The 26,768-nt window shown below is 63.9% G+C and carries 17 protein-coding genes and 1 pseudogene; 6 read left to right on the plus strand and 12 right to left on the minus strand.

Going from position 1 to position 26,768, the window contains the following annotated elements; genetic code table 11:
• Nucleotides 1-13: 13 nt before the first annotated feature.
• Together NL528_RS03620 and NL528_RS03625 are read right to left on the minus strand one after the other, a co-directional pair.
• Nucleotides 14-1,162 (minus strand): iron-containing alcohol dehydrogenase, encoded by a 1,149-nt coding sequence (locus tag NL528_RS03620; RefSeq protein ID WP_309181353.1) that lies wholly within the window; start codon nt 1,160-1,162, stop codon nt 14-16.
• A 176-nt stretch (nt 1,163-1,338) separates the two neighbouring features.
• A complete protein-coding gene (locus NL528_RS03625; protein ID WP_309181354.1) occupies nt 1,339-3,096 on the minus strand; it encodes an acyl-CoA dehydrogenase family protein in 1,758 nt (585 codons plus the stop codon).
• 273 nt (nt 3,097-3,369) lie between these two features.
• Here NL528_RS03625 and NL528_RS03630 point away from each other — a divergent pair, with 273 nt between their 5' ends.
• Nucleotides 3,370-3,672 carry a DUF6916 family protein gene (locus NL528_RS03630; protein ID WP_309181355.1) on the plus strand — a complete coding sequence of 101 codons (303 nt, stop codon included), beginning with the start codon at nt 3,370-3,372 and terminating at the stop codon, nt 3,670-3,672.
• Between the two features lie 145 nt (nt 3,673-3,817).
• Here NL528_RS03630 and NL528_RS03635 read toward each other — a convergent pair whose 3' ends face one another.
• The 5 genes from NL528_RS03635 to NL528_RS03655 all read right to left on the minus strand — a co-directional run bounded on the left by NL528_RS03635 (nt 3,818) and on the right by NL528_RS03655 (nt 13,351).
• A complete protein-coding gene (locus tag NL528_RS03635; RefSeq protein WP_309181356.1) occupies nt 3,818-4,342 on the minus strand; it encodes a GNAT family N-acetyltransferase in 525 nt (174 codons plus the stop codon).
• A 10-nt stretch (nt 4,343-4,352) separates the two neighbouring features.
• Nucleotides 4,353-4,874, minus strand: a complete 522-nt coding sequence (locus tag NL528_RS03640) for a tail fiber protein (RefSeq protein WP_309181357.1) — start codon at nt 4,872-4,874, stop codon at nt 4,353-4,355.
• Between the two features lie 9 nt (nt 4,875-4,883).
• Nucleotides 4,884-5,387 carry a tail fiber protein gene (locus tag NL528_RS03645; protein WP_309181358.1) on the minus strand — a complete coding sequence of 168 codons (504 nt, stop codon included), beginning with the start codon at nt 5,385-5,387 and terminating at the stop codon, nt 4,884-4,886.
• 12 nt (nt 5,388-5,399) lie between these two features.
• Nucleotides 5,400-5,897, minus strand: coding sequence for a tail fiber protein (locus NL528_RS03650; protein WP_309181359.1), 498 nt, complete (start codon nt 5,895-5,897; stop codon nt 5,400-5,402).
• Nucleotides 5,898-6,085: 188 nt separating this feature from the next.
• Entirely contained in the window at nt 6,086-13,351 is a 7,266-nt protein-coding gene (locus NL528_RS03655; RefSeq protein ID WP_309181360.1) for a tandem-95 repeat protein, read from the minus strand.
• Between the two features lie 711 nt (nt 13,352-14,062).
• Here NL528_RS03655 and NL528_RS03660 point away from each other — a divergent pair.
• The 3 genes and pseudogenes from NL528_RS03660 (at nt 14,063) to NL528_RS03670 (ending at nt 19,726) form a co-directional block, all read left to right on the plus strand.
• Nucleotides 14,063-15,269 (plus strand): annotated as a pseudogene (locus NL528_RS03660) (efflux RND transporter periplasmic adaptor subunit).
• Complete coding sequence (locus NL528_RS03665; protein ID WP_309181361.1) at nt 15,266-18,421, plus strand: multidrug efflux RND transporter permease subunit; 3,156 nt, start codon at nt 15,266-15,268, stop codon at nt 18,419-18,421. The pseudogene NL528_RS03660 and the gene NL528_RS03665 overlap by 4 nt, the downstream one beginning before the upstream one ends.
• Nucleotides 18,422-18,532: 111 nt before the next feature.
• A complete protein-coding gene (locus NL528_RS03670) occupies nt 18,533-19,726 on the plus strand; it encodes an ABC transporter substrate-binding protein (protein ID WP_309181362.1) in 1,194 nt (397 codons plus the stop codon).
• Nucleotides 19,727-19,829: 103 nt separating this feature from the next.
• On the opposite strand, the gene NL528_RS03675 is transcribed toward NL528_RS03670, so the two are convergent.
• Genes NL528_RS03675 through NL528_RS03685 form a run of 3 tightly spaced genes read right to left on the minus strand, consistent with a single transcriptional unit; the run spans nt 19,830 to nt 22,529 of the window.
• Nucleotides 19,830-20,237, minus strand: coding sequence for a hypothetical protein (locus NL528_RS03675; RefSeq protein ID WP_309181363.1), 408 nt, complete (start codon nt 20,235-20,237; stop codon nt 19,830-19,832).
• A complete protein-coding gene (locus NL528_RS03680; protein ID WP_309181364.1) occupies nt 20,234-21,625 on the minus strand; it encodes a caspase family protein in 1,392 nt (463 codons plus the stop codon). The genes NL528_RS03675 and NL528_RS03680 overlap by 4 nt, the downstream gene beginning before the upstream one ends.
• 7 nt (nt 21,626-21,632) lie before the next feature.
• Nucleotides 21,633-22,529 (minus strand): DUF4399 domain-containing protein, encoded by an 897-nt coding sequence (locus NL528_RS03685; RefSeq protein ID WP_309181365.1) that lies wholly within the window; start codon nt 22,527-22,529, stop codon nt 21,633-21,635.
• A gap of 266 nt (nt 22,530-22,795) precedes the next feature.
• On the opposite strand from NL528_RS03685, the gene NL528_RS03690 reads away from it, so the two are divergent.
• Both NL528_RS03690 and NL528_RS03695 read left to right on the plus strand, forming a co-directional pair.
• Nucleotides 22,796-23,665, plus strand: a complete 870-nt coding sequence (locus NL528_RS03690; protein WP_309181366.1) for a formylglycine-generating enzyme family protein — start codon at nt 22,796-22,798, stop codon at nt 23,663-23,665.
• Between the two features lie 13 nt (nt 23,666-23,678).
• Nucleotides 23,679-24,098: a hypothetical protein gene (locus NL528_RS03695; RefSeq protein ID WP_309181367.1), complete on the plus strand. Its 420-nt coding sequence runs from the start codon at nt 23,679-23,681 to the stop codon at nt 24,096-24,098.
• Between the two features lie 101 nt (nt 24,099-24,199).
• On the opposite strand, the gene NL528_RS03700 is transcribed toward NL528_RS03695, so the two are convergent.
• Together NL528_RS03700 and NL528_RS03705 are read right to left on the minus strand one after the other, a co-directional pair.
• A complete protein-coding gene (locus NL528_RS03700; RefSeq protein WP_309181368.1) occupies nt 24,200-25,822 on the minus strand; it encodes a porin in 1,623 nt (540 codons plus the stop codon).
• A 550-nt stretch (nt 25,823-26,372) separates the two neighbouring features.
• Nucleotides 26,373-26,765, minus strand: a complete 393-nt coding sequence (locus tag NL528_RS03705) for an MAPEG family protein (protein WP_309181369.1) — start codon at nt 26,763-26,765, stop codon at nt 26,373-26,375.
• Nucleotides 26,766-26,768 lie beyond the last annotated feature (3 nt).

The raw sequence follows: 26,768 nt of genomic DNA on the forward strand, positions 1-26,768 counted from the left end.
GCTTTTGGTTCCCTTATGCCGCCATTAGAAGAATCTCGCGGACCTGCGACGGGTCCTCGATCCGGCGCGGATTGCGCGGGACCCACGGTGTCGCCATCGCAGCTTGCGCGATCCGGTCGAAATGTTCGGGGCCTACGCGAACATCCTGCAGGCTGTGCGGCATGCCGAGGCCGCGAATGAAATTGTCGAGCACATCGCCGGCATCCTCGCCTGGGTGTCCCATCGCCGCCGCGACCAGCGCCTGCCGCTCGGCGTTATCAGGCTTGTTCCAGCGCATCACCGAAGGCAGCATCACGCAGGACGTGTAGCCGTGCGGCACATCGAATTCGGCGCCGAGCACATAGCCGATGCCGTGGCTGGCGCCCATCGGCACGCCCGACGCCAGCGGCCCGGTCGAGAGCCAGGTCCCGATCTGGCAATCCATCCGCGCGTCGATGTCGTTGGAGTCCGCCTTCACCCGCGGCAGCGCCTCGGTCAGCATGGCTAGCCCTTTCAGCGCCTGTGCATCGCCGTAAGGATGCGCCTCACGGGAACAGATGCCTTCCACGCAGTGATCGACGGCGCGGATTCCGGTCGACAGGAACAGCCATTCCGGCGTGTGCACGGAAAGCCAGGGATCGAGGATGGTGGCGCGCGGCATCAGCAGCGGATGGCGCAGCCCTTCCTTGATCCGCGTCTTTTCGTTGGTGACGCCGGCGATCGACGAGAACTCGCCACCGGCGATCGTCGTCGGCACGCTGATCTGGCGCACGGTTGGCGCGGCCAGCGAGCCGCTGCCCTGGCCGCGAACGGCGTCGATGCCTTCGACCGTATTCACATCGTTGGCGAGGCAGAGCTGCACCGCCTTGGCGCCGTCGGTGATCGAGCCGCCGCCGACGGTTATGATGATGTCCGCATCGGCGGCGCGGGCCTGGTTGGCGGCGGCGATGACGGCGCTGCGCGGCGTGTGCGCCGGCATCGCGTCGAACATGGCGACGCAGCGCGCGCCCAGCGCGCGGCGGATTTTGCCGATCTCGTCGGTCTCGCGGTTGAGCGTTCCGCTGACCATCAGGAAGGCGCGGGCAGCCTTCAGGCGATCGAGCTGCTCGACGATCGCCTCGGCCGCCGGACGGCCGAAGACAACCTCATCCATCGCGCCGAATACGACACGGCCCTGGTGCACGCGCTTGTCCTCCCCCGGATGTTTCCTTTCCTCGACGGCAATCTAGCGAAGCTGGCGCGAGACGTCATGCCCGAAGATGCTTACCCCGGTCATTCCGGGGCGCGTCGAAGACGCGAACCCGGAATCTCGAGATTCCGGGTTCGACGCTGCGCGTCGCCCCGGAATGACGAGGCTATTTACTCAAGCAGCCCACCAATCTCCGCAACCGACACGCTGCGATCCGATAACAAAATTTCCACAGCCTCTCGTTCCCATTCGCCGGCCTCGGGCGCCAGCGGATCCTGCACGCCCAGGCGATGCTCCAGCACCAGCCGCGCCAAGAGCGCCCTGCGCGCATCGGCGCCGGGCTGGGCGGCTTCGCGCGTCATCAGCACGGCGCTGGTAATGTGATAGAGCGCACTCGCCGCACGCCGCGCGTGCACTTCCCGCGCGGGATCGGCGGCGACGCGTTCGGCGAAGCGCATGGTCCGGTCGAGCGTCTGCCGCAGGCGGTCGCGGAACGCCGCTGGAATGGCCGCGGCTTCGTCGAGCAATTTCAGCAGTGCGGCTTCCAGCGCCTTGTGCGCGCCGCTCTTGCCGACCGCCCGGGTAACGATGTCGAGCGCATTGATGTTGCTGGTGCCCTCCCAGAGCACGCCGATATGAGCGTCGCGCACCAGCCGCGCCTGCACCCATTCCTCGATGTAACCATTGCCGCCGCGCACCTCCATCGCGCCGGTCGCCACCGGAATGTTGTCGCGGCAGGCGCGAAATTTCAGAAGCGGCGTCAGGATCCGCAAACAATTTTCGGCGTCGCTTGCGCCGGCATTGGCGCGGTCCATCGCGTCGGCCGCGAACAGGAACATCGACAGCGCCTGTTCCGCCGGCAGCGTGATCTTCAGCAGCTGGCGGCGGAGCAGGGGATAGTCGATGATGGTTTTGCCAAAGGCGGAGCGCGTTCGCGCGCACACCATGGCCTCGTTGACGCAGCGCCGCATCATCGCCGCCGCGCGGACACCATGCGACAGCCGGGACAGATTGACCTGCTCCATCATCTGCTTCAGGCCCTGATCGGCGGCACCGACCAGAAAGGCTGTGGCGCCTTCCAGCAAGATCTCGCCGCTTGCCATCGAACGGGTGCCGAGCTTGTCCTTGAGCCGGACGATGCGATAGGCGTTGCGGCTGCCGTCCTTCAACCGGCGCGGCAGCGCGAACAGCGCCAGGCCTTTGGTCCCGGCCGGCGCGCCTTCCGGGCGCGCCAGCAGCAATGCAACGTCGGCGTCGGCGTGCGAGCAGAACCATTTGTCGCCATACAGCCGCCATTCGCCGTCCTCGTGGCGGGCGACGGTTTCGATGCTGCCGACATCGGAGCCGCCGGCGCGCTCGGTCATGAACTGGGTGCCCTTCCACTGGGTCGCCGGATCGGCGGACAGCATTTTCGGCAGCAGATATTCTTGCAATTCGCGGCTGCCAAATTTCCGGATCAGATGGATCGAGGTGTCGGTCACGCTGATCGGGCACATCAGGCCGAATTCGGCCTGCACGAACAGATATTGCAGCGCGTATTTGGCGACCGCGGGCAGCGGGCGGTCCATGCCGAGCGTGCCGGCGCGATGGCTCATGGCGTGAAACCCGAAATCGCCGAAAGCGATTTGCTCCATCTCGCGGTAGGCGGAGTGATAATCGATCCAGTCCTCGTCGCGGCCGAAGCGGTCGCGCGGGTGCAGCACCGGCGGATGTTTGTCGGCGATCCGCGCCAGTTCATCCAGCTTTCCGCCGGCCAGCGCGCCGAGGCGATCGAAATGCGGCTCCAGCCGCCGGAAAACGTCCGGCGAGAGATAAAGCGCGAGCAGATCGCGCAGGCCGCGATCGATGGCGTAAAAATTTTGCCCGGCGCAGTCAGGCGCGATGTGATCGGCGCCGCGCGGCAAAGCTGGTGTTACAGTCGCGTCCATGGCCGACCTCGCTCTGACGTCATCCCGGCTGAGTGCGCGGTTGCGCGCGGGCGCCGGGGCCCATAGCCACCGATGTTAGTCACGAAAGGGATTGCAGCTCCAGCCCCATCCACCGCGGCATCGGTGGTTTTGGGTCCGGCTCCTGATGCGCAATTGCGCATATGGGCCGGGACGACATAAAGGGGTATGGGCCTCCCGATTGTGGCCAACGCAAATTTTGTCGCGTGATCCGCAATATGCTAGAGGGAACGGCTTAACCGGATGGATATTGCAATGTCATCATCGACCGACCTCGCGACGCTCAAGATCGACGATTTCGCGCCGCATCGCGATACGGTCTTCGACATGCAGGCATCGAGCGGTGTCGTGCCGTTGAAACTGGTGAAGGTCGCTCCGGCGGGCGCCAGCGGACGGGAGGGTGGCGCGTTCGCGCTGCTGTTCGTCGCGCCGCAAGGCCCGTGGCTGCCGCAGGCGACCTATCCGGTGACACATCCGGCGCTCGGCACGATGGAGATGTTTCTGGTGCCGGTCGGGCCGACGCAGGGCGGCAACGGCTATCACGCGACGTTCACGTAACGCATTTGGGTTCGGTGGCTTCACCCTTCGAGACGCACGCTAACGCGTGCTCCTCAGGATGAGGTCTTAGACCCTCATGGTGAGGAGCGCGGCAACGCCGCGCGTCTCGAACCACGAGGCCACGGGATAACGATCTTGCGCGAGATCACGCCGCCGCCGCGGTCCAGCGCATCAGATCGTAGACGCCCTTGTCTTCCTCGGTGACGAATCCGAGGCGCCGGTAGAGCCGCATCGCGGGATTGAGTTTCTCGACATGGATCGACACCGCCTTGCCGGCGGCGGCGGCCTCGTCCTGCAGGTCACGCAGCAGCGCGGCGCCAAAGCCCTTGCCGCAATGTTCGGGCAGGAAGGCGATATCGATGATGCGATGCTGGCTCGGCCAGCGCTCGATGTAGAGGCGGCCGATGTCCTCGGCCCCGCGCATCGTTACCAGCCAGTCGGCTTGCGGATAATACTTCTGGTAATGCGCGTGCTGCGCCCGGAACTGGGCGTCCAGGAATGCAGCCTTTTGCGCGTCGGTCAGCGGTGCGGGGGCGAGTTCCTCGGCGCGGGTGGAGGCGTAGACCCGCGCCAGAAACGGCAGATCCACATCCGTGATCCGGCGAAACCTCAGACCGGCCTCGGCGGCACGCGCCCAGCCGAACGGGACGGTAACCGCTGATATTTGCATCGAACGCGGCTCAGGTCCGTGGTGGGTAGACGCCCTGCAGGGCAATGCAGAAATTGAGCGTAAGATACGGCATCAGGTTGTTGTGCGGCTGGCTGCCGCCGGCGGGCGCAATCGCCTGCACGTTCAATTGCACCAGACCGGCACTGCTCGTCTGATAAGCGGGCCCGCCGACAGACCGGCCGAGCGCCGTCGTGGGGCCCGGCGCGAATAGCAGCGAGGGCGTGACCTCGGCCATCAATCCGTGATTGTGCGACGGCATCTCGCTTTCCAGCAGCGTCACGGTATCGGTGCCGCCGGTTTCCCCGAGATCATGCAGCGACAGCCCTGGGCCCTGGCCCGGATGCATCGGCGCGTTGCCCTGCATGTCCGGCAGCGCGAAGTTGCTTTTGCCGTCGCCGCCATAGGTGGTGCCGAGCAGCGAGAACAGCGCGGTGTTCTGCGACAGCGGCAGGATCTGCCCGTCGCAGAACGCCCAGCCCTTGGGCGCGAAGTTGAAACCGTAGATGCGGATTTCCGCGACGAACGGATCCATGGTGTGCTCCTAGGTCTGGCTCGGGAAGATGCCGAAAAGCGAGATGATGTAGTCGACGCAGAGATAGGGCTGGAAGTTGGTATGAGGCTGGCTGCCGCCGGTGTTGGTGATCGACGACGCACCGAACGCCACGTTGGGCGATACGGCCGAATACACCTTGACCGTGGAGGATTGCGCGAGGACGTTGTTGCCCGGCGCGCTCCCGCCGCCAATATTGATGGTCGCCACAAACGGATGGCTGTGTGCGGGGATCTGCGACGTCGTGAGCGTCACTTCCTCGACCCCGCCGGTCTGGGCCAGGGTAAAGCCGTTGCCCTGGTGAACCGGAAGACGCCCGCGCATGTCCGGCAGCGCGAACGTGGCCTGGCCGTCGCCGCCATAGGTGGTGCCGATCAGGTTGAACAGGGTTTCGAATTCGGAGATCGGCAGCAGCTGTCCTTCGCAGAACATCCAGCCGGCCGGCGCAAAATTGCCGGCGAACAAGCGAATCTCTCCCACATAAGGCTGTGCCATGGATGGGTTTCCTCAGGTCTGTGACGGGAAAATGCCCTGAAGGGCAATACAGAAACTAAGGACCAGGAACGGCTGCATGTTCAGATGCGCCTGGCTGCCGCCGACGAGGCTGATCTCACTTGGAACAAGGGAGGTGAGATTGGTAGGCGCTCCGTACAGCTGGCTTACCGGTCCGAGATAATTATTCGTTGCGATCACCTGATCGCCGTCGGTCGGAGAGGCCTGCGCAGAATGGATATGCTGCGGCAATTCCGATATACTCAGTGTGTGACCCTGCTCGCCGCCGCGCTCGCCGAGCGTGTGACCATTGCCCATATGCATCGGCGTTCGCCCGTCCAGATTGGGCAGGCCGAAATTGACGCGCCCGTCGCCGCCGAATGTCGTTCCCAGCAACGAGAACAGGCCCTGATTCTGGTTGATGGGAAGCAGTTGACCGTCGCAAAGCGCCCAGCCTTTCGGCGGGAAGCCGAATGACATTATGCGGATTTCTGCGAGAAACGGCTCGGCCATGCGCGCTCCTTCCAATGTATGTTATCTAACATTGCTAGTATGCCACAGTGCAACGATAAGTCGATATGAATCTGCTTGGGGCGGCCCGCTTCTCGGCGGTCGATCGCGGCGATTTCAGTTCGCCGCGATTGTTATTTTTAAGCGGTCTTTGTCGGCCCGCCTAGTCAGTTTCGTCAGTCAGTCCCGGCTCACACCAGCCAGCCGGCGTGGGTCTGAACGGCCGTATGGCCGTCGAGCAGCGCGTTGAAGGCGTCGCCGAAATGCGTCCCGTCGGTTGGCGCGGCGTTGACCAAAATAGCGCCAGCCTTGCTTCCCAAGCTGCTGTCGACCGTATTGACCTGCGGCGCTGCGAACCCGCCCGCTCCGCCGACGGCTTGTATCAGCGACGCGTCGCCGACCAGCGAACCGTGGGATTGCGGGATCAGCGCCGAGAAGTCGAACTTGTCGCCCAAAGCGAAGACAGGCGTGACAGGCGGCGTCGGGCCCTGGATGTTGCCATGGGCGAACACGAAATTGTCCGCCCCCGCGCCGCCGAAGCCGCCGGCACCGTTGCCGGAAGCATTTGAAGCGAACGATTGGTTGAAGGCGCTCGACCCCGCCGGCGTCGAAGGCACGGCGGGTGTCGTGCTGGCCTGGGCGACGTCGGTGGAATCCGGCAGCCGCCGCTCGCCATCGACGAGACTGATGTACATCAGGTCGTTGACGGCGCTTGCCGAGTTGCTGTCGGGTAGCCCGAGCACGTGACCCATCTCGTGCACCACTGCGGTGAGCAGATCGAGATGGCCGGCCGCCGCATTTGTGGGGTCGGTCAGAAGGTCGGTGCCGGCGGCGTTGACGGCGTGGGTGAATTCCGAATTGTCCGACGGCGTCGGATCGATGAACCAGCCATGGCCGGCGGCATCGGTGTCGATCGTGATATGCGCCGGAGACGTTTCGTCGCCGATGATGCTGCCGGACAGGTCGGCGATACTGAAAGTGGCGGCGTGAAGCGCAGCGAGCTGGCTGGCCGTAGCGCCGGCGGCGGCCCACTCCGCGATCGCCGCGGCCACGACGGAGTCGAGTTCTGACTGGGTCAGATGCATCTCGCCCGTTGTCGGCGAGGAAGCCTGCACGCCGCCGGGGGCCGCGAGCAGCGGTAGGGGCGGTGCAGTGCTCACAATGTGGATGGTCCCGGAGGTCGCGACGACCGTGGTGGCGGGATTGAGGTTGTTGTCGAGCACGACCTGGCTTGGGCTGCCGGAAGCGGAAACGCCCTTGTACAGGTTGAACGTCGAGAGACTCGGGCTGCTTTGCTGCAGGAAGACATCGCTGCCATTTGCTGGATCGCCGTTGGAAAAATCATTCCCGCTGACATTGAGGTTTACAATGCCGTTGTCCCCCACGAGGCCGGAGCCGGCTACGACATAGAGGCCGGCGAAGGCATTCGAGTCGCCGTTGCTGGTGGTATTGCCGGTGACCGTCGCATTGACTGTGCTGTTCCCCGCAATCTGGGAGATCTGGATGCCGGCGGTGTCGTAATGGGTGAGGATGTTGTTCTTGACCAGGACGTTGAACACACCATTGTCCTGGCTGTTGATGTCGATATCGTTCGAGCCGATGCCGCTGCCCGAATGGGCGGTGGCGGCAACGCCGATGGTGTTGCCGGAGATCGTCCCATCGAACGTCGAGGTGCCGCTGCCGGTGCCCTTGTTGACCTCGATGACGTTGGACTTGATGCCGGTGCCGCCATTGGCGGCGTGCATGTCGAACGTGTTGTTGGAAACGTCGAACGTCATGTTGCCGAGGCCGGCTAAGTCGAGGCCCGGGCCGCCCGAGACCGTCAGCGGATGATTGTTGGTCAGCGTATTGTTGTCGAACACGACGTCGGTATTGGTGCCGACCTGGTTGGTGACCGCAATCAAAGCGGCGCGCGCGGTGGTCAGCGCGCTGTTGGTCACGGTGAGGTTCATCGCCGTGCTTCCAGAGTCGGCCTGGAAGTTGATGCCGTCGTTCATGCCGGTGCCATTGTCGGTCCGGCCGCCGATGGTGGAGTGATCGATCGTCAGCCGGTTCAAGGTCCCGGTGTTGTTCTCGACCATGATCGTGTTGGTATAGCCGCCGCTGATGGTCGAATTGGTGATCGAGCCGGAGCCGAGCAGGTTGGTAAACCGGACTGCGTCTTCGCCGACATTGGCAAAGGCCGCCAGCGGGTCGGACAGGCTGTTCGAGGTTCCGCTGTCGCCATTGATGACACTGTGATCCAGCGTAAAGCCGGTGACGCTGTTGCCGCGGATCGCGAAATTGCTGAAATCGTTGAGCTGCATGTAGGCAAGCTCAACATCGTGGGTATTGTTCAGGAAGACGCCGGTGCCTTGCGTGCTGCTGCCATCGGCGCCGGTCTTGTTGGCGATGGTGCCGCCGCTGGCGGCGGTCGAGCCGTCGCCGGTCACATGCAGGCCACCGGTCGATCCGGTGTTGACCAGGATGATGCCGTCGGCGGATCCGCCATTCGAGGTGATGCTCTTGAAGGTGAGGTTGCCCGAGCCGATCGTCGTATTCTCGACGTCGAGCGCCGTGCCCTGTCCCGAATTGATGGTGTTGGTCGCGCCCGTCACCGTCACCGTGCCGCCGCCGGTGGCGCTGAAGCCGGTGCCGTTGGTAGCGGAGGTGTTGATAAACACGCCGCCCGTGAAGTTGATGGTGGCGCCGGTATTGGTTGAAAGCGCCACGGCGCCGCCGGTGACCGAGCCGGTGAAGGCCTGGGTGCCGCCGGTCATGCCGGCGATCGAGACGGCCGTTCCGGTGGTGTCGTTGATTGCGCCGTCATCGGTGAAGGCAACGGTGCCGCCGCTCAGCGCGACGTCGGCGCTGGAAGCGCCGGAGATGGTGCCGCCATGGACATGGACCGTGCCGGACGAATTGGTCAGCGCGATGCCGTTGGTGCCGCCGCCTGTGGTGACGCTGGAGAGGTTGACGGTGAGGGCGTTCGACGAGCCGCCGATGCTGATGCCGCCGCCGGAAGCGTTGTTGATCAGGCCTGTCGTGGTGTCGTCGAGGTGGAGGGTGCCGACGCTGGAGCCGGACACCGCAAAGCCGGAGGTCGCGCCGAAATCGACGCCCTCGATGGTGTTGCCGGTGCCGAGCACGAGGCCGCCGTCGAGGACGGCGTTGGCGCCGCTGGGGGTGAACAGCGTGGTGCCGTCGATGGTCACGCCCGCGCTCTGGCTGATCAGTTGCTCGTTGTTCTCGAGCGTCAGCCCGCCGGTATAGTGGGCGCTCGCCGTCTCGAGGACGATGGTGTCGCCCGAGGAGTCGACGCCGCCGACGCCGGCGAAATGCGACAAGGTGTTGAACGGTTTTTCCGACGAGCCGTCGCCGTCGGTGGCTGCGTCGGCGTTGACGTACCAGACATGCGGCGAGGCGACGTTGATGGTCACCGTTCCCGTGCCGAGGCCGACGCCCGAGACGCCTGCGTTCTGGTCGGATACCTGGTAGGTGAAGGAATCCGAACCGATATAGCCGACCGGCGGCTTGTAGGTGAAATCGCCGTCCGCCTCCATGATGACGGTGCCGCTGTGGGCGGTCGTGATCGTGCCGGCCACCACGACGAGCGGGCCGGGGCCGTCGACATCGGTGGCGCCGCCGAGCAGGCTGGCGGTGATGGTCACCTGCGGGCCGGCCGGATCCGGCGCTCCGTCGGTCGGGTCGTTGACCACGAGGTCGGTATTGCCGATGGCGCTATTGACGCCGTTGAAGGTGAAATTGGCCGCGACCGGCGCATCGTTGGCGCCGTTCACGGTGACGTGCAGCGTCGCCGTCGAGGTATCGCCGGCCTGATCGCCGTGCAGCGTATAGGGCACGTCGAATGTCGTGGTCTGGCCGTCCTGCATGTGCTGGAAATTGGAGCCGAGCGTCACCACGACCTGGTTCGATCCGTTGACGCTGACACCGATGTCCGACGTCGTGATGCCTTCGCCCCCGGGAGCGCTCAGGTTGGTCACGGCGCCCGTGGTGACGTTGTTCGGCGCGCCGTGGTCGGCGTCGAGCGTATCGTTGGTCAGGACCGTGAAGGTGCCGACCTGGTCTTCGGTGATGGAGCCGGAATCGTCCACCGCGACCGGCACGTCGTTGACGCCGTTGACGGTGACGACGAGATTGGCGGATGAGGTCTCGCCGGCATCGCCGGTCAGCGTGTAGGGCACGGTGATCGTGGCGTGCTCGCCGAGCGCGAGCTGCTGGAAGTGCGCGTTGTTCAGCGAAACCTGAACCTCGTTGCTGACGATGGTCGCCGTCGCGTCGGTATTGGCGAAGGTCTCGCCGGCCGGGCCGGTGACGGTGACGCTGCCGGGACCGACCGCGATTGTGTTCAAGGCCGTGTGGTCGGGATCCTGGGTGTCGTTGGCGATGACGTTGAACGAGGTCGGCGCGTCGTCCTCGGTCATGGTGCCGGTGTCGGCGACCGCCTGCGGCAAATCGTCGGCGCCGTGGATGGTGATGGTCAGCGTCGCGGTGTCCTGCAGGCCGCCGGTGTCCTGGATGGTGTAGTTGAAGACGTCGGTGATCGTTTCGGCCGCGGTATGCAGCGCCTGGACCGCGGCATCGGTCTGATTCACCAGATAGGTGTAGGAGCCGTCCAAATTCAGCGTCAGCGTGCCGTGGGCGCCAGCTAAGGGCACCCCGACGGTGCCCGTCGCGAGCGACCCGCCCTCGGGGCCGGTGTGAACCGCAACGACGGCGAGCGCGCTGCTCGCATCCTGCGCGTCGGTGTCCTGGACGTCGCCGGGCGCGCCGGTGCCGAGGATGACGTTGCCGGACGGATTGAGGCCGGGGACCGAATTGTTGAGACCGCCGGCTTCGGTGGCGGAGACCGAATCGTCGTTGGCGACCGGCGGCGTGTTCTGAATGATCGTCAGCGTGTTCGGCGACAGGTCGAGATCGGCGCCGCCGTTGGCGGTGCCGCCATCGTCCTGGACCTGGAAGGTGAAGCTGCCGCTGCTGTTTCCCGACGGCGTGAAAATGAGAAGACCGCTGCCGATATCCGCCGCGGTGACGAATTGGCCGGCGGATACCGGGGACCCATTAAGCGTCAGCGAGCCGGACGCCGGTATCGTCGTGATCTCGACTGCCAACAGGTGGTTGGCACCCGCGGCGCCTGCGGCGTCGGACGGATCGGTGAAGCCGAAGTCGGCCGCAATGAAGGTATGCGCGCCTTGGGCGCTGATCGTGCTGTCGGTGCCGGCCGGGGCATCGTTGACCGGGGTAACGTTGAAGGTGATGGTTTTGGGCGTCGGATCGGTGTCGACGCCGCCATTGGCGGTGCCGCCATCGTCCTGGACCTGGAAGGTGAAGGAAGCCTCCGCTGATCCGTTGGCGTTGGCGGCCGGCGTGAAAACGAGGTTGCCGATGTTGGCGACCGCGATGACCTGGCCGGCCGCGACGGCGCCGCCGCTCAGCGTCAGCGTGCCCGCGGCTCCGCCTGGAATCGTGGTGATGATCACGTCCTGGAACACGTTGGCGCCACTCGCGCTTGCGGCATCCACCGGATCAGTAAATCCGAACTCCGCTGCCGTGAAGGCGTGCGTATGATCCTCCAGGATCGTCAGGGTATTGGCGGTCCCGACCGGCGCGTCGTTCACCGCGGTGGCGCCGATGGTGAAGGTCTGTGCCGCCGAGGTGTCGACGCCGCCATTGGCGGTGCCGCCATTGTCGTGGGCCTGCACGCTGACGGTGGCGCTGCCGTTCGCGTTGGCGGCCAGCGTGTAGGTCAGGTTTCCACTGGCATCGATGCTCGGCTGCACCGAGAACATCGCATTGTTGTCGTCCGAGACCAGGAAGTTCACGGTCTGGCCGGCCTCGTCGGCCGGACCGGGCGAGATGCCGGTCACGAAGCCGTTGACGGTGTGGGCGCCGGAATCCTCAAGCGTGACCTGGTTGGCGCCGATCGTAAAGCTCGGCGCGTCGTTCACCGCCGGGACGTTGATGTGGAACGTCTGCACCGCAGAGGTATCGACACCGCCATTGGCGGTGCCGCCATTGTCGTGCAGCTGGACCTGGACCGTCGCATTGCCGTTCGCATTGGCGGCCGGCGTGTAGGTCAGGTTCCCGTTCGCATCGATGCTCGGCTGCACCGAGAACAGCGCATTGTTGTTGTTGGAGACGATGAAGTTCAGCGTCTGGCCGGTCTCGTTGGGGCCGTCCGAGATGTTGCTGGCAAAGCCGTTGATGGTCTGGGCGCCGGAATCTTCCGGCGAGGTCGGGTCGGCGCCCACGGTAAAGCTCGGCGCGTCATTGACCGGACCGACCGTGATCGTGAAGGTCTGCCCGGGAGAAGTGTCGACGCCGCCATTGGCGGTGCCGCCATTGTCGTGCGCCTGCACCGTTACGTGCGCGACGCCAAACCCGTTGGCGGCCGCCGTGAAGGTCAGTTGGCCGGTGGCATCGATGGTCGGCTGCACCGAGAACAGCGCACTGTTGTCGTTGCTGGTCAGGAAATTCACGGTCTGGCCGGCTTCATTCGCGGGGCCGGCCGAGATTCCGGTGGCGAATCCGGCGACGGTTTGCGGACCGGCATCTTCCAGAAGAGTCTGGTTCGCACCCTCCGTGAAGCTCGGCGCATCGTTGACCGGCGTGACATTGATCGTGATGGTCTTGGCCGTCGGGTCGGTATCGACGCCGCCGTTGGCGGTGCCGCCATTGTCCTGCACCTGGAACGTGAAGCTCGCATAACTGGCGCCGTTGGCATCGGCGGCGGGCGTGAACTTGAGGTGGCCTGCAATGATGTCGGCGGCCGAGATAACGCTGCCTGCAATCACCGGATTGCCGTTGTTGGTCAGCGAGCCGCTGCCGGACACCGTGTCGATATGGACGGCCTGAAGCGCGTTTGGCGACGGGTTGTCCTGGGGATCGCTAAATCCGAAATCGGCGACGGTGAAGACATGGGCGGTATCTTCGTTCGTGGTAAGGGTGCTGCTGGCACCCGTCGGCGCTTCGTTGACGTTGCCGACGGCAATCGCGAAACTCTGTGACGTGGTGAAGATACCGTCGGTGGCCTGTACGGTGACGGTGTAGGCGTGCCCCGGGCTGGTCTCGAAATCGATTTTTGTGTGATCGGCGACCGACACCACGCCGGTGTGCGGATCGATCTTGAAGCCACCGCCGGAGTTGTCACCGGTGAGCGAATAGGTGATCGCGAAGGGAAGCAGGCTGTTCGAGGAAGCCGTGATGCCGACCGGCGTATTGACCGCCGCGTTTTCGAGGACGCTGTTGGTGGTCGGGTTGGTGTCGACCGGTGTCGTCAGCAAGTCCGGAATCGGAGGAAACGGCGTGCCGGGGGGGCAGCCGGCATAGAGCGCCTTGGTCCCGTAAGTATCCATAAAGGCCTGCGCCGCCGGATCGAGAATGATATTCCCTGACGGGTCCAGGATGAGGGCCGGACGGGTGATGCCGCCGAACGTGAATGCAGGAATGGTGCTCATGGTTACTCCCGTAACCGGTGCTGGGCCGGTTTACTCTTTATGATCTCCTGAGGAAGCGAGCTGTGAACTCGTTCACATCTTTTGATTGAAATCGCGCATGGCGTGGGAGCCGTCCCGTTCCGCTGAAGGAACGGCCGATGGCAAGGGTCACTCTGCAAGGCAAACTACCAGCGACTGAAATTTCGCCCGTCATTCCGCAAACGCCCCACGCACGCCGCCGAAATCAATGAATGTTCAAGAAAAGCGGCCACTAAAAAATTTACGCCTTGGCAACCATGAGCGTATTGGCGCTGCAACCGGGAGTCAATGTTCCCGCGTGTTAACCTTTTTGAGATGCCGGTAACCTTGACACGCCGAGGTTGCTGCCTGCCGGTGCGTGCGCGAAAGCATTTTTGGATCGCGTGCGAAGAGGAATTTTTGCTCAAGGGCGGGCGGCCGACGACAGGTGTGACGACGTCACGCTTCCGTCACGCGCAGACCGGCATCGATGACGATCGTCACGATCGCGTGATCGGCGATATCAGCGCCGGCCTTGTTGCCCCACCGCGCCTGCGACGCACGGGGGCAAGATGCAAAGCCCTCAGAACGCGTAACTATTTTGCTTGATCCCGGTCGGTTCTTGAACAGACTGTGACCCGATCACATCTGTGGCCTCCGCCGCGAAGGATCGGCTACCGCCGATCGATCGTGGCGCCGCGAAGGGCAGGGGAGATGGCATTGAGTGCGACTGCGAGACAGGGGCGCCTGGCCAAAGGCCTCAACAGCCATCCACTCGGCCGGCTCTGGCCGCTCGGCATCCTGATCGCCGTTGTGCTGTCCGGCTGCGGCGACAAACCGCCACCACAGGCGGCCGCGCCGGCGCCGCCGGTCACCGTCGCGCAACCGGTAAAACGCACCGTCACGGATTGGGATGAATTCACCGGGCGGTTCGAGGCGGTCGAAGAAGTTCAGGTTCGCGCCCGCGTCGGCGGCTTCGTCACCAATGTCGAGTTCAAGGACGGCGACATGGTGCACACCGGCGACCTGCTCTACATCATCGATCCGCGGCCGTTCGAAGCCGTCGCCAAGCAGGCCGACGGCCAGCTTGCTGATGCGCGCGCCAAGGCCGAGCTTGCCAAGCGCGACCTCGACCGCGGCCTGAACCTGGTCCAGACCAGCGCTGTCTCCGAACAGGTCGTCGACCAGCGCCGCCAGGCCTTGCAGGCGGCGCACGCCGCCGAGACCGTAGCCGAAGGTGCGCTCAAGGCGGCGCAGCTCAACATCGAGTTCACCCATGTACTGGCGCCGATCGCCGGCCGCGCCAGTCGCCACCTCGTCAGCATCGGTAATCTCGTGCAGGGCAGCGAGGGCGGCGCGACCTTGCTCACCTCGATCGTCTCGCTCGATCCGATCTACGTCTACTTCGACGTCGACGAGGCGACCTACCTGAAGAACAACCGGCTCTGGTTCGAGGGCAAGCGGCCGAGTTCGCGCGACACCCCGAACCCGGTGCAGGTGAAGCTGACCGGCGAAACCAAGCCGTCGCACGACGGCAAGATGGATTTCATCGATAACCGGCTCGACGTCTCGACCGGGACGTTGCGCAGCCGCGCCGTGATTCCGAACAAGGATCTCTCGATCCTGCCGGGGCAGTTCGGACGCGTGCGGCTGATCGGCAGCGCGCCCTATGAGGCCCTGTTGTTGCCGGATACGGCGATTGCCACCGAATCAGTCGCGCAAGATCGTGTTCGTGGTCAAGGCCGATAACACGGTCGAAGCGAAGCCTGTGGTGCTGGGGCCGCTCGATGAAGGCCTGCGCGTGATCCGCGATGGCCTGAAGGCGGACGATAAAGTGATTGTCGACGGCCTGCAGCGCGCCCGCGTCGGGGCCAAGGTGAATCCGCGTCCCGCTCCAGCCCCGGCCGGTGCCAAGCCATGAATCTCGGCAGGCTCTCCATCAACCAGCCCATCCTCGCGATGGTGCTGTCGATCGTGCTGCTGATCGTCGGCGCGCTCGCCTACACCACGCTGCCGGTCTCCGAATATCCGCAAGTGGTGCCGCCGACCGTCGTCATCACCACGCAATATCCGGGCGCGTCGGCGCAAATCGTTTCCGACACCGTCGCCGCTCCGATCGAGCAACAGATCAACGGCGTCGAGGACATGCTGTATCTCTACAGCCAGGCGACCTCGAACGGGCAATTGACGATCACCGTCACCTTCAAGCTCGGCACCGATCTCGACAAGGCCCAGGTGCTGGTGCAGAACCGCGTCGCAATCGCGCAGCCGCAACTGCCGGACGAGGTGCAGCGCAACGGCGTCGTCACGCGCAAGAACAGTCCTGACATCCTGATGGTCGTGTTCATGCTGTCGCCCGACGACAGCTTCGACCAGCTCTATATCTCGAACTACGCGCTGCTGCAGGTCCGTGACCAGTTACTGCGGCTCGACGGCGTCGGCGATATCCAGATCTTCGGTGCCCGCGACTATTCGATGAGGCTGTGGCTCGATCCCGACCGCATAGCCAATCTCGGCCTGACCTCGGCCGAGGTGACGGCCGCGATCCGCTCGCAGAACCTGCAGATCACCGGCGGGCAGATCGCGGAGCCGCCGATCGCGGACCGCGCCTTCCAGCCCAATCTGGTGTTTACCGGCCGCCTGAAGGATCCAAAGCAATTCGAGGACATCGTGGTGAAGGCCGGCTCCGACGGCCGCACGGTGCGCCTGCGCGACGTCGCCCGCGTCGAACTCGGCGCGCTGTCCTACTCGACCAACAGCTTTCTGCTGCGAAAGTCGGCGGTCGGCATGTTGGTGACACAGCGGCCCGGATCGAACGCGCTGGCCACCGCCAAGAACATCTCCGATACGATGACCACGCTCAAGGCGAGCTTCCCCAAAGGGCTCGACTACAATATCGGCTACAACCCGACCGAGTTCATCGCGCAATCCGTCCATGAGCTGATCAAGACCATCTACGAAGCCATGGCGCTCGTCGTCATTGTGGTGCTGGTGTTCCTGCAGGGCTGGCGGCCCGCGATCATCCCGATCGTCGCTATCCCGGTGTCGCTGGTCGGCACCTTCGCTGTGATGGCGGCGCTCGGCTTCTCGATCAACAATCTGACGCTGTTCGGCCTTGTGCTGGCAGTCGGCATCGTGGTCGATGACGCCATCGTGGTGGTGGAAAACGTCGAGCGGCATCTCGAGCATGGCATGAGCCGGCGCGATGCCGCGCTCAAGACCATGGAGGAGGTCGGCGGGGCGCTGGTCTCAATCGCGCTGGTGCTGTGCGCGGTGTTCGTGCCGACCGCGTTCCTTGGCGGGATCTCCGGGCAGTTCTTCCAGCAATTCGCCGTCACCATCGCGGTGGCGACCGCGATCTCCTGCTTCTGCTCGCTGACGCTGTCACCGGCGCTGGCCTCGCTGATCCTGGTTCCACACGAGGACAAGCGGCCGCCGGCACGCTGGAACATCATCGCCCGCGGCTGGGAAAGTTTCACCGGCCTCTTCAACCGCGTCTTCGACCGCCTCTCGCACGGCTATGCGCGCGTGGCCGGCTTCGTGATCCGGCATAAGGCTGTGATGCTCGTGATCTATGTCGCACTGATCGGCAGCGCCGGCTGGCTGCTCGCGACAACGTCGCAGGGCTTCATTCCGGCGCAGGATCGCGGCTACGTCATCATCTCGGCGCAATTGCCGGGCGCGGCGTCGCTGGCGCGCACCACCGAAGTGGTACGCGAGATCGAGCGGATTGCGCTGGATACGCCGGGTATCGTTCGCGTCGCGGTCTTTGCCGGCTTCTCGGGCGCGACGCGCACGCAGGCCGGCAACGCCGCGGCGCTGTTCCCGGTGTTCGAGGAGCCGGAAGTGCGCCTCAAGAAGGGGCTGACCGCGACCGTCATCACCAACAATCTGCGCCAGCGGCTGCTGAGCATCCAGGGTGCCTTCATCATCGTGATTCCGCCGCCTGCGGTGCCCGGCATCGGCACCGGAGGCGGCTTCACCATCCGCATCCAGGACCGTCAGGGTCGCGGTCCTGAGTTGTTGGCGGCCGCAACCGACGAATTGGTCGCCGCCGCGCGCAAGTCGCCGAACCTCACCTCGGTGTTCTCGCCCTTCACCGCGAATACGCCGCAACTGTTCGTCGACATCGATCGGGTCAAGGCACAGAAGCTCGGCGTTCCCATCGCCAGCATCAACGATACGATTCAGACCTATTTCGGTTCGACTTACGTCAACGACTTCAACCTGTTCGGTCGTACCTATCACGTCACCGCGCAAGCCGATCTGCCGTTCAGGAAAGAGACCTCCGACCTCGCGCGGCTGCGCACGCGCAATGCGGCGGGTGACATGGTCATGCTCGGCAGCGTGGTCGATTTCCGCGACATCTCCGGACCCGACCGCGTCGCGCGCTACAATCTCTACGCGGCATCCGAACTGCAGGGCGAGCCGACGCCCGGCACGAGCTCGACGACCGCCCTCAACACCATCAAGCAGCTCGCCGATCAAACGCTGCCGAGCGGTTTCTCGTTCGAATGGACCGACCTGTCCTACCAGCAGGTCACCGGCGGCAACCAGGGTCTCTATGTGTTCCCGATCTGCGTGCTGTTCGTGTTCCTGGTGCTGGCGGCGCAATATGGCAGCTGGAGCCTGCCGTTCGCCGTTCTCCTGATCGTGCCGATGTGCCTGCTCGCTGCGACCATCGGCGTGCGCATCATGGGGCAGGACGTCAATATCCTGACGCAAATCGGTTTCGTGGTGCTGGTGGGCCTTGCCGCGAAGAATGCGATCCTGATCGTCGAGTTTGCCCGCGACATCGAGCTCGAAGGGCGCGAGCGGCTGGACGCGGTCATCGAAGCCTGCCGCTTGCGGCTGCGGCCGATCCTGATGACGTCGTTCGCGTTCATTCTCGGCGTGCTGCCGCTGGTGATCTCGACCGGCTCGGGCTCGGAGATGCGTCAGGCGGTCGGTGTCGCCGTGTTCTTCGGCATGCTCGGCGTCACGCTGTTCGGCCTGGTCTTCACGCCGATTTTCTACATGGTGGTCCGCGGGCTGGCCGATCGGAAGCATCCTGCGAAGCCGGCCGCGGTCTGACCGCGGCGCAAATGCCCAATACTATTGGCTGATCCGAAATAGATGGGCAGTCGCAGGGTTATGAAATATTGTTGCGCGAAATTTCCGGACAGAAGCTACTGGGAGATACATATGAAATCGGGATTGTTGGCGGCCGTTGCGGTGTGCGGTCTTTTCCTCGCCGGGCCGGCGTCGGCACAGGGCGTCAAGATCGGCATTCTGAACGATCAGTCCGGGGTCTACGCCGACTACGGCGGCAAGTGGTCGGTCGAAGCGGCCAAGATGGCGGTGGAGGATTTCGGCGGCGAAGTGCTTGGCCAGAAGATCGAAGTCGTTACCGCCGACCATCAGAACAAGCCGGATCTCGCAACCGCGATCGCGCGGCGCTGGTATGAGGTCGAAGGCGTCGACATGATCACGGAGTTGACGACGTCGTCGGTGGCGCTCGCGATTCACGATTTGTCGAAGCAGATGAAGAAGATCGACATCGTGGTCGGCGCGGCCACCTCGCGTCTCACCGGCGATGCCTGCCAGCCCTACGGCTTCCACTGGGCCTACGACACGCACGCGCTGGCGGTCGGCACCGGCGGCGCGCTGGTCGAGGCCGGCGGCGATACCTGGTTCTTCATGACTGCGGACTATGCCTTCGGTTATGCGCTCGAAAAAGACACCGGCGATGTCGTCAAGGAGAAGGGCGGCAAGGTGCTGGGCTCGGTCCGCATTCCCCTCAACTCGTCGGATTTCTCGTCGTTCCTGCTGCAGGCGCAGAGCTCGAAGGCCAAGATCATCGGCCTTGCCAATGCCGGTCTCGACACCACCAACTCGATCAAGCAGGCCGCCGAATTCGGCATCGTCAAGGGCGGTCAGAAGCTCGCCGGTCTGCTGCTGACCCTGGCCGAAGTCCACGGTCTCGGGCTTGAGGCCGCCCAGGGCCTGGTGCTGACCGAAGGCTATTACTGGGATCGCGACGACAAGAGCCGCGAGCTCGCCAATCGCTTCTTCAAGCGCACCGGGCGGATGCCGAACATGATCCAGGCCGGCACCTATTCGGCGACGCTGCAATATCTCAAGGCGGTCAAGGCCGCCGGCACCAAGGACACCGAGGCGGTCGCCAGGAAGCTGAAGGAGCTTCCGGTCGACGATCTCTTTGCGCAAGGCGGCAAGGTGCTGGAAAACGGCCGCATGGTGCACGACCTCTATCTGTTCGAGGTCAAGAAGCCGTCGGAGTCGAAGAAGCCCTGGGATTACTACAAGCAACTCGCGGTGGTCCCGGGCGACAAGGCGTTCCCGACCGCGAAGGACTCCGGTTGTCCGCTGACGAAGTGATCGCAGGCGCTATCTATCTCAACGTTGTCCCGGCGAACGCCAGGCGAACGCCGGGACAACACCTTTAAAAAAGCCGCGCCTCCGGCCCTGTCGCCAAGGCGGCTCATTTGCTGGCTACCTTGCAGATTACGAGACCGCTTCCGAACATGCCGCCATGCTCGAAGGCTTCGCACATCGCTTCGACGCTGCATAATTTTGGATCCGCGCCATCGAACATGACCTTGGGGCAGCAGGCCTGACCCTCGGCGGTTGACATCGAAGTGCAGGCCTTTTCCGCCGTAGCCTTGTTCTTGAGGCCTGCGATGACGGCTCGCGTCTTTATTTCGAGTTTCTGCGCGACGAGTGTTGCCCGCTCGTCATTGTTCTTCTTTTGCTGTTCGGCATTGCGGCCATGCCGGTTGTTGTCGACTTGAAAAAAAATGATCTTGCTGAACGTGGGCAAAACCTGGAGTCGGGCAAGTGTATGATCCGGAGCCGCGCTGTCTGTCATGAGAGTGCGCGGCCGTGTCAACCGCCAAGGCTCTCACGCAGCCGCCGCAGCTGCGGTCGGATTTGCTCGCAGCCGAGTTCCCGCTCGAATGTTGCAACAGCGTTGATGCTCGGCTCGGCTCGCAGGCGTGCCAGGCGGGCGGTGTCGCGCGCACAGACGTCCTCGGCGGGAACCGGTTGGGTCTCGGCCTGCAGCTTCGGCGCCGGCGGGGCCGCCGCAGGCCGCGGTTCGGTCACGTAGCTCTCGAACAGGCGCTGCACCTGGGGGCGCAGCCGGATGCAGCCGAGGTCGCGCTGGAAGCTGGCGATTTCATCGGGCGTCGGGTTGGCGCGCAGGCGAGCCAGGCGCTGTTCGTCGCGGATGCAGGGATCGGCGGTCTCCAGTGCGGCTTGCGCCGGCAGCGCCGGCTTGGGCGGTTCGATCTTGATCGCCGGCGGGACGTTGGCAGGCGCGGGGTTGACGACCACCACCGGCTTTGGCGGCGCCGGTGGCACGCTGGCGGGCGCGGGAGCGACGGCCACCGCGGGTTTCGGCGGTGCGGGTGACGGCGGGCTTGGCGCAGGTACGGCCGCCGCCGGCGGCTCGCGCTTGGCGACCGCGGCGGGCGCAGGCGGCGGTTCGACCTTCTTGGCCGGCAACGACACCAGCGGGATGGTGGCACCGCCGAGCGAGCCGTAGATGAACGGTTCCTGCCGTCCGCCGGTCATGGCGACCACATCATCGCGGACGCGGCCGAGCGCGATGCGGATATCGAGGCCGGGCTCGGCGAGATGCTTGATCAGCGCGGTGGCGTAGGGGCTGTTGATGCCGTCGCCGTCATAGGAAATCGAGCCGGCCTTCGCGGCATAAGCCACCAGCGTGTCGGCGCTGACTTCCTCGATCTTGGCAAGGCCGCCTCTGGCGGTAGCTCGGTTCCCTGCGGAGCGCAGCTTTGCGGCAAACGGATTGTCGCGGCAGGCGTCGAGCAGAATCAGCCGCAGGCGGCGCACCGTCTGCAGTGCCCAGATGATGCGGTCGAGCGACACCGCCTCGTCATCGACGTCGTAGTCGCGGCTGAGTTTCGCATCCACCGGGACCAGATAGTTGGTGCCGCCGATCTCGATGCCGTGGCCGGCATAATAGACCACCGCCATATCGGCGTTCTCTGCCGTGATCAGGAATTCACGCACGCTGCGCTTGAAATCGACGACGCCGAGATCGTTGCGTGAGATGACGACTTCGAAGCCCACCGATTTGAACAGCGCCGCGATCGCGGTCGAGTCGTTGATCGTATTGGGCAGCGACGATGCATTCTTGTAGACGGCATTCCCGATCACCAGCGCGACGCGCCGCTCTGCCGCGGCTGCGGTGGCGAACAACGCCCCCGCAGCAAGACAGAAGCCGTAGATCAGGAATTCTCGCAGTTTCATCGCAGTATCAAGTCCGGTAGTACCGCCAGTGGCGGCGGTGTTTGACGCGCTTCCTCGGTGGCGGACGGCCGCTCTCCGTCACGGTCACGTTGATGACGTCGGAATAAACCGGCGGATCGTGCGGCACGTGGGCCGAGTCGGCGAACAGCAGGCGCAGCTTGTGCGGGCCGAGCGGCAGCCTGATCTTCGCCTCGGTCTGGCCGGCGCCGAAATGCAGATGGTTGAAGTCGTTCGGGATCGGCTGATCCATCGGCGGCAATTCCGCGTCGACGAGCAAATGATGGTGTCCGGTGTTCGGCTTGTCAAATCCTGCAGGTGCTACGCCCATATTGAGGAGACCGAAGCGGATCACCGGGTTGGGCGAGATATAGGCGCCGTCGGTCGGATAGATGAAATAGACCTTGGCATCCTTTGGCGACGGCTTGCGTTCGCCAGCGGCTGCCGGCGCCGGGGGCGGCGCGACATCGGCCACCTTGACCTTGATCCGCTCCGACATGACAGGCGGCGAATGCGGCACGTGATTCTTGTCGCCGAACACGAGCTGCAAGGTGTGCTCGCCGGGCGTCAGCGTGATCTCGGTTTCGGTCTGGCCGGCGCCGAAATGCAGGTGCTGGAAGTCGTTCGGTATTTCGGTATTGAGGGCCGGTGTCGGTGCATCGATGATCAGGTGATGGTGACCCGAATTGGCCCGGTCGGAACCCGCCGGCGCGACGCCCATTCCGCGCAGGCCGAAATGCAGTGTGGATTTGGTGGGAAGCGTGTCGCCGTCCTTCAATCCGATGAAGTACACGGCGGCGCCCGGAGGCGACGGCGTCGGCCCGCCGGTCTGGGACAGCGCTGCGTTGCAGAGCAACAAGGAGCCGAAAAAAGGGACGAGGATCGACCTCAGGATTCGCTGGACCATCGCAATTTTCCCAATATTGGACCGCAGCCTGTGCGGTCCTTACTTAAAAAAATCGTCGCCCTCGGCGAACCCCGGCTGCTAACGCCAAACGGCTGTTCAAACGATATTCGTTTGCCGGGCGATGTAAACCGAAATCCGGCCCCAAAAGCCTTCGCGCCGGGGTACCTCGCCTTGCCGATTGCCAGCGGATAAAGCATGCTAGAGCCTATTGAATCTGACAATGCATATTCTAAGGAACTCAGTATGGCCTCCGCGGAAATAACGACATGAAATTGCGGCTGTTGTCTGTGATTTCCCTCACAGCGCTGGTTGGGTTGGGAAGTCCCGGAGCGAACGCGCAGCGAGGGCTGAGCACCGGCCCGCCGGCCGACCGGCCCGCGTCGTCACCCGACGCTGTGGTGGCGCAACGCAGCATCGAACCCGGCGAAACCTTTCGTGACTGCGCCGACTGCCCCGAGCTTGTGGTGGTCCCGCCCGGGGACTTCACGATGGGGTCCAACGACACCCCATATGAGAAGCCGGAGCACGCGATCACCATCCGCAAGCCATTCGCGATCGGCCGCCGCGAAGTGACGTTCGCGGAATGGGACCAGTGCGCCGATGCCGGCGCCTGCAAGCACCGGCCCGACGATCACGGCTGGGGACGCGGCGACCGGCCGGTGATCAATGTGAGCTGGGATGACAGCAAACTCTTTGTCGCCTGGTTGTCGCAGAAAGTCGGGCAAAGATACCGCCTGCCCACCGAAGCCGAATGGGAATATGCGGCGCGCGCAGGGACCAAGACGCCATTCTGGTGGGGCAAAGACGTCGGTTCGGGCCGCGCGCAGTGCGATGCTTGCGGCAGTTCGAGCAGCAAGCAGATCGTTGCCACCGGCTCGTTCCGGCCCAACGGCTTTGGGCTCTACGACACATCAGGCAACGCCGCCGAATGGGTCGAGGATTGCTGGAACGACAATTACAAAAATGCGCCCAGGGACGCGGTGGCCTGGACGACCGGCGATTGCCGCCTGCGGGTGCTGCGCGGCGGCAATTTCCTCTCAAAGGCAACCGAGGTCAGATCCGCGTCACGGTTCCGCTACGACGTCGACGTGCGCTATTACGCCAACGGTTTTCGTGTCGTGCGGGATTTGCAGTGAGCGCGAGGCGTCGATGAGGGCGATCGTGGCGGCCATACTGATATGCACCGGTGCGCCGACGGCGTCGGCGCAGTCCTATTCCGCCAGCGGGCAGATCGGCTACCTCCAGGAATGGGAGATCAAGGGCAATCTGGCCAGGACGACGACCCGCACCGGCGCGGATTATTCGGGGCCCGTGACGCTGCGCCATGTCGGGCTTTGCAGCGTCAACGGCGTCGAGGAAAAATCCGGCGTGATGCAGCTGAAGATTTCGCCATCGCGGCTGGAAGGAACGCTGGCGATGGACGATGACAGCTGCCGGATCGTCGCATCGGCGGCGTCGTCCTATTCAGGGCTGCTGAGCTGCCGCAACGGTCAGGGCGTGCCGATCAGTTTTTCGATCGGCGAGGCGGCGCCGGCGGCGAAGGACGGCGGCCGATCATCGGCAAAATGATCGCAACGGCAATTCCGTTGGCGTCTTCCAGTTGGTGTGTTCCAAAACGTCAAACGCCGCGCTGCAATCAAGCAGCGCGGCGTTCGCGTGAGTGAGGACGATCAGAAGTTACGCTGAGCGCGAAGCTGCAGCAGAACCGTATTCTGGTCCTTGAACTCGTAGGTGGCCGTCGGCTTCGGAGCGCCCGGACCGAAGGTCGAGGTGCCCGAGTACTTCTGGTCGAGGTGGAACCATTGGACTTCACCCGAGAACGTCAGGTTCTTCACCGGCGTCCAGCGGGTGATGACACCGAGCTGCGAGACGTTGAAGTCCGGGTTGCAGGTGTAGGTGACGCCGGCGCCGGGATGGCCGGCCGCGAAAGCCGCGCAATACGCGCCCTTGGCGGTCGACAGGTCGCCCACCGCGCCGTCGTAACGCACGGAGGAGTAGCTGCCGAACAGGCTCGACGACCAGTAGGGATCCCAGTTGTGGTTGAACGCACCACGGATGCCCCAGGCCTTGGTCAGCTTCAGATCGCCTGTGCCGCCGGAGGAAGTCGGCAACCAGACTGCGTCCGTCGTCGCACCGATGCCGATGCTCTGATAGGCGCCGGGCGCGCTGGTGCTGCCGAACATCGCGAAGTTCGGCGAAGCGCTGCTGGTCGCGATCACGTTCTTTGTGTCGCCGACCGCATAGGACGCATCGACCTTGATGTCGTCGCCCGCACCGGTCGGGATGTTCTTGATGTTCAACGCCGCCATCACCGAACCGCCCCACTTGGTCTCGGGGTGGCCGGAGATTTCCGACAGCGCGGTCGGAGAACCGTTGGCCACGCCAACGGCGCCAGCGGGAGCCGCAACCGTGTTCAGGATGTTGTAGGAGCCGGAGACTTCATGCGCAGCACCCGAAATCTGGAACAGGCCCCAGGCCTGGTCGACTTTGATATTGCCGACGATGTCGGGAGCATGCGTGCCGGCATAAGCGTTGGCGCTGGTGCCGAGTGCGCCGACGCCACCGACGCCAACTCCGCTCGGTCCCAGATTGTAGACCGCGGTGCGATCCCACACGGTCGGATCGTCGAGACCGATGCTGGCCGATACGCCGTTGCCGAACTGGGCGGTGTACTGGATGTTGTTCACGCCGGTGTCGGTATTGTTGCCGCCGAGCAGGTTCGAACTGATGTTGCCCGGGAAACCATTCCACGGCGTCGAGTAGGCCGAGGAAGACTTACCGAAGGTGAAGCCGGCGAACTGGATGAACACGTACTCGACGGCGACGTAACCTTCGCCGGGCTGGTTCAGCAGGCTCGTATTGGTGCCTGCACTCGGCGATGCCGTGAAGTTGGCCGGATTGACCGTGGTGCTGCCCTGGGTCGAGAACTGCATGTCGGCCTGACCGAAGGTGCGGACAACGCCGTATTCGGTCGCGGTGCGGGTATCGACCGTCAGCGCCATACGCGAACGGGAGGCGAAGTAGTCGCGATAGCGATTGCCCTGGCCGATGTCGCCGTTCCAGGCCGGCGTACCGTGGATGCCGCCGTTGAACGTGGTGTCGACGCGGAGATAACCACCCAGCTTGATGCAGGTGTCGGTACCCGGAATGTAGAAGAAGCCGGCGCCGTACAACGAGCAGATCCTCACGTATTCGACCGCTTTGGCCTTGACGGGAAGATCAGCCGCCTGGGCTCCCGAGGCGGCGAGAAGCGCCGCCGCCGAGCCGAGGACTAAATTTCTGATCGTATTCATTCTGTCTCTCCGATTGGATCGCCACACTCGTCCAGCAGGCGTAGATCCGTACGTTAAGCGATAGCGCAGAACAAATTTTTGGGAATGACAAACACGTGACGTGCCGCGCTTCGCTGGCCGCTGTGATGTTTGTGCAACGCACGCTCCGTATTTACCCGCGGCGCGGCGATCAACGGTAAAGGGAGATGGCGCATGATGCGGATTTGCCGCGAAATCGCGCAATGCCGCTTATATTATGAGCATCATTTCAAGCGCCGCGGCGGACATGATTCGATCACGTGCCGCGCGCGCCGCAGCGGATAAAGGATGACGGTAGTAATATTCCAAATAACGGCGCTGATTTGGAATGAAAGACTGATCTGGAGTGAAGGACTTGTCTAAAATAAAGGATCTGGCGCCAATGAAAACCCCGCCCGCTGGGGATCAGCGGACGGGGCAGTTCAGAGCAACAGCAACGCACGATTCGGGATGCGTTGCCTAGCTGAATATATTCACCCGAAACATGATGGGAAGAAGACAGCACAACGCCACGATGTTGTGATCGGATCATTCACCCGTGGATCAGACGCCAGGCGATCGCGCCCAATGCGCCTACCCAAAGAATGATCGCGGCGCTGGCCTGGATTCCAAAACCCCGGCCGCGTTTGGCCGCGGCTTCCGAATAGCCGATCAGGTACAGGATACGGCCGGCGATCCAGACAACGCCAAGCCCGGCTGCGACGGCATCGCTGATGTAGACGGCAAACAGCCACAGCGAGGGCAGGAAGATCGGCATCCATTCGAGTGTGTTCATCTGCACGCGAAACACCCGTTCAAAATCGGGATTGCCGGAGGTCGCAGGCACCTTGATGCCGAACGCGGCGCGCGCTTTCGAGACCTGGATGGAGGTGAAGAAATAAAACAGTATGGCAAGGCACGTGACGAGCGCGGTGAAATGATACATCGC

Source organism: Bradyrhizobium sp. Ash2021 (assembly GCF_031202265.1).
Lineage (GTDB): Bacteria > Pseudomonadota > Alphaproteobacteria > Rhizobiales > Xanthobacteraceae > Bradyrhizobium.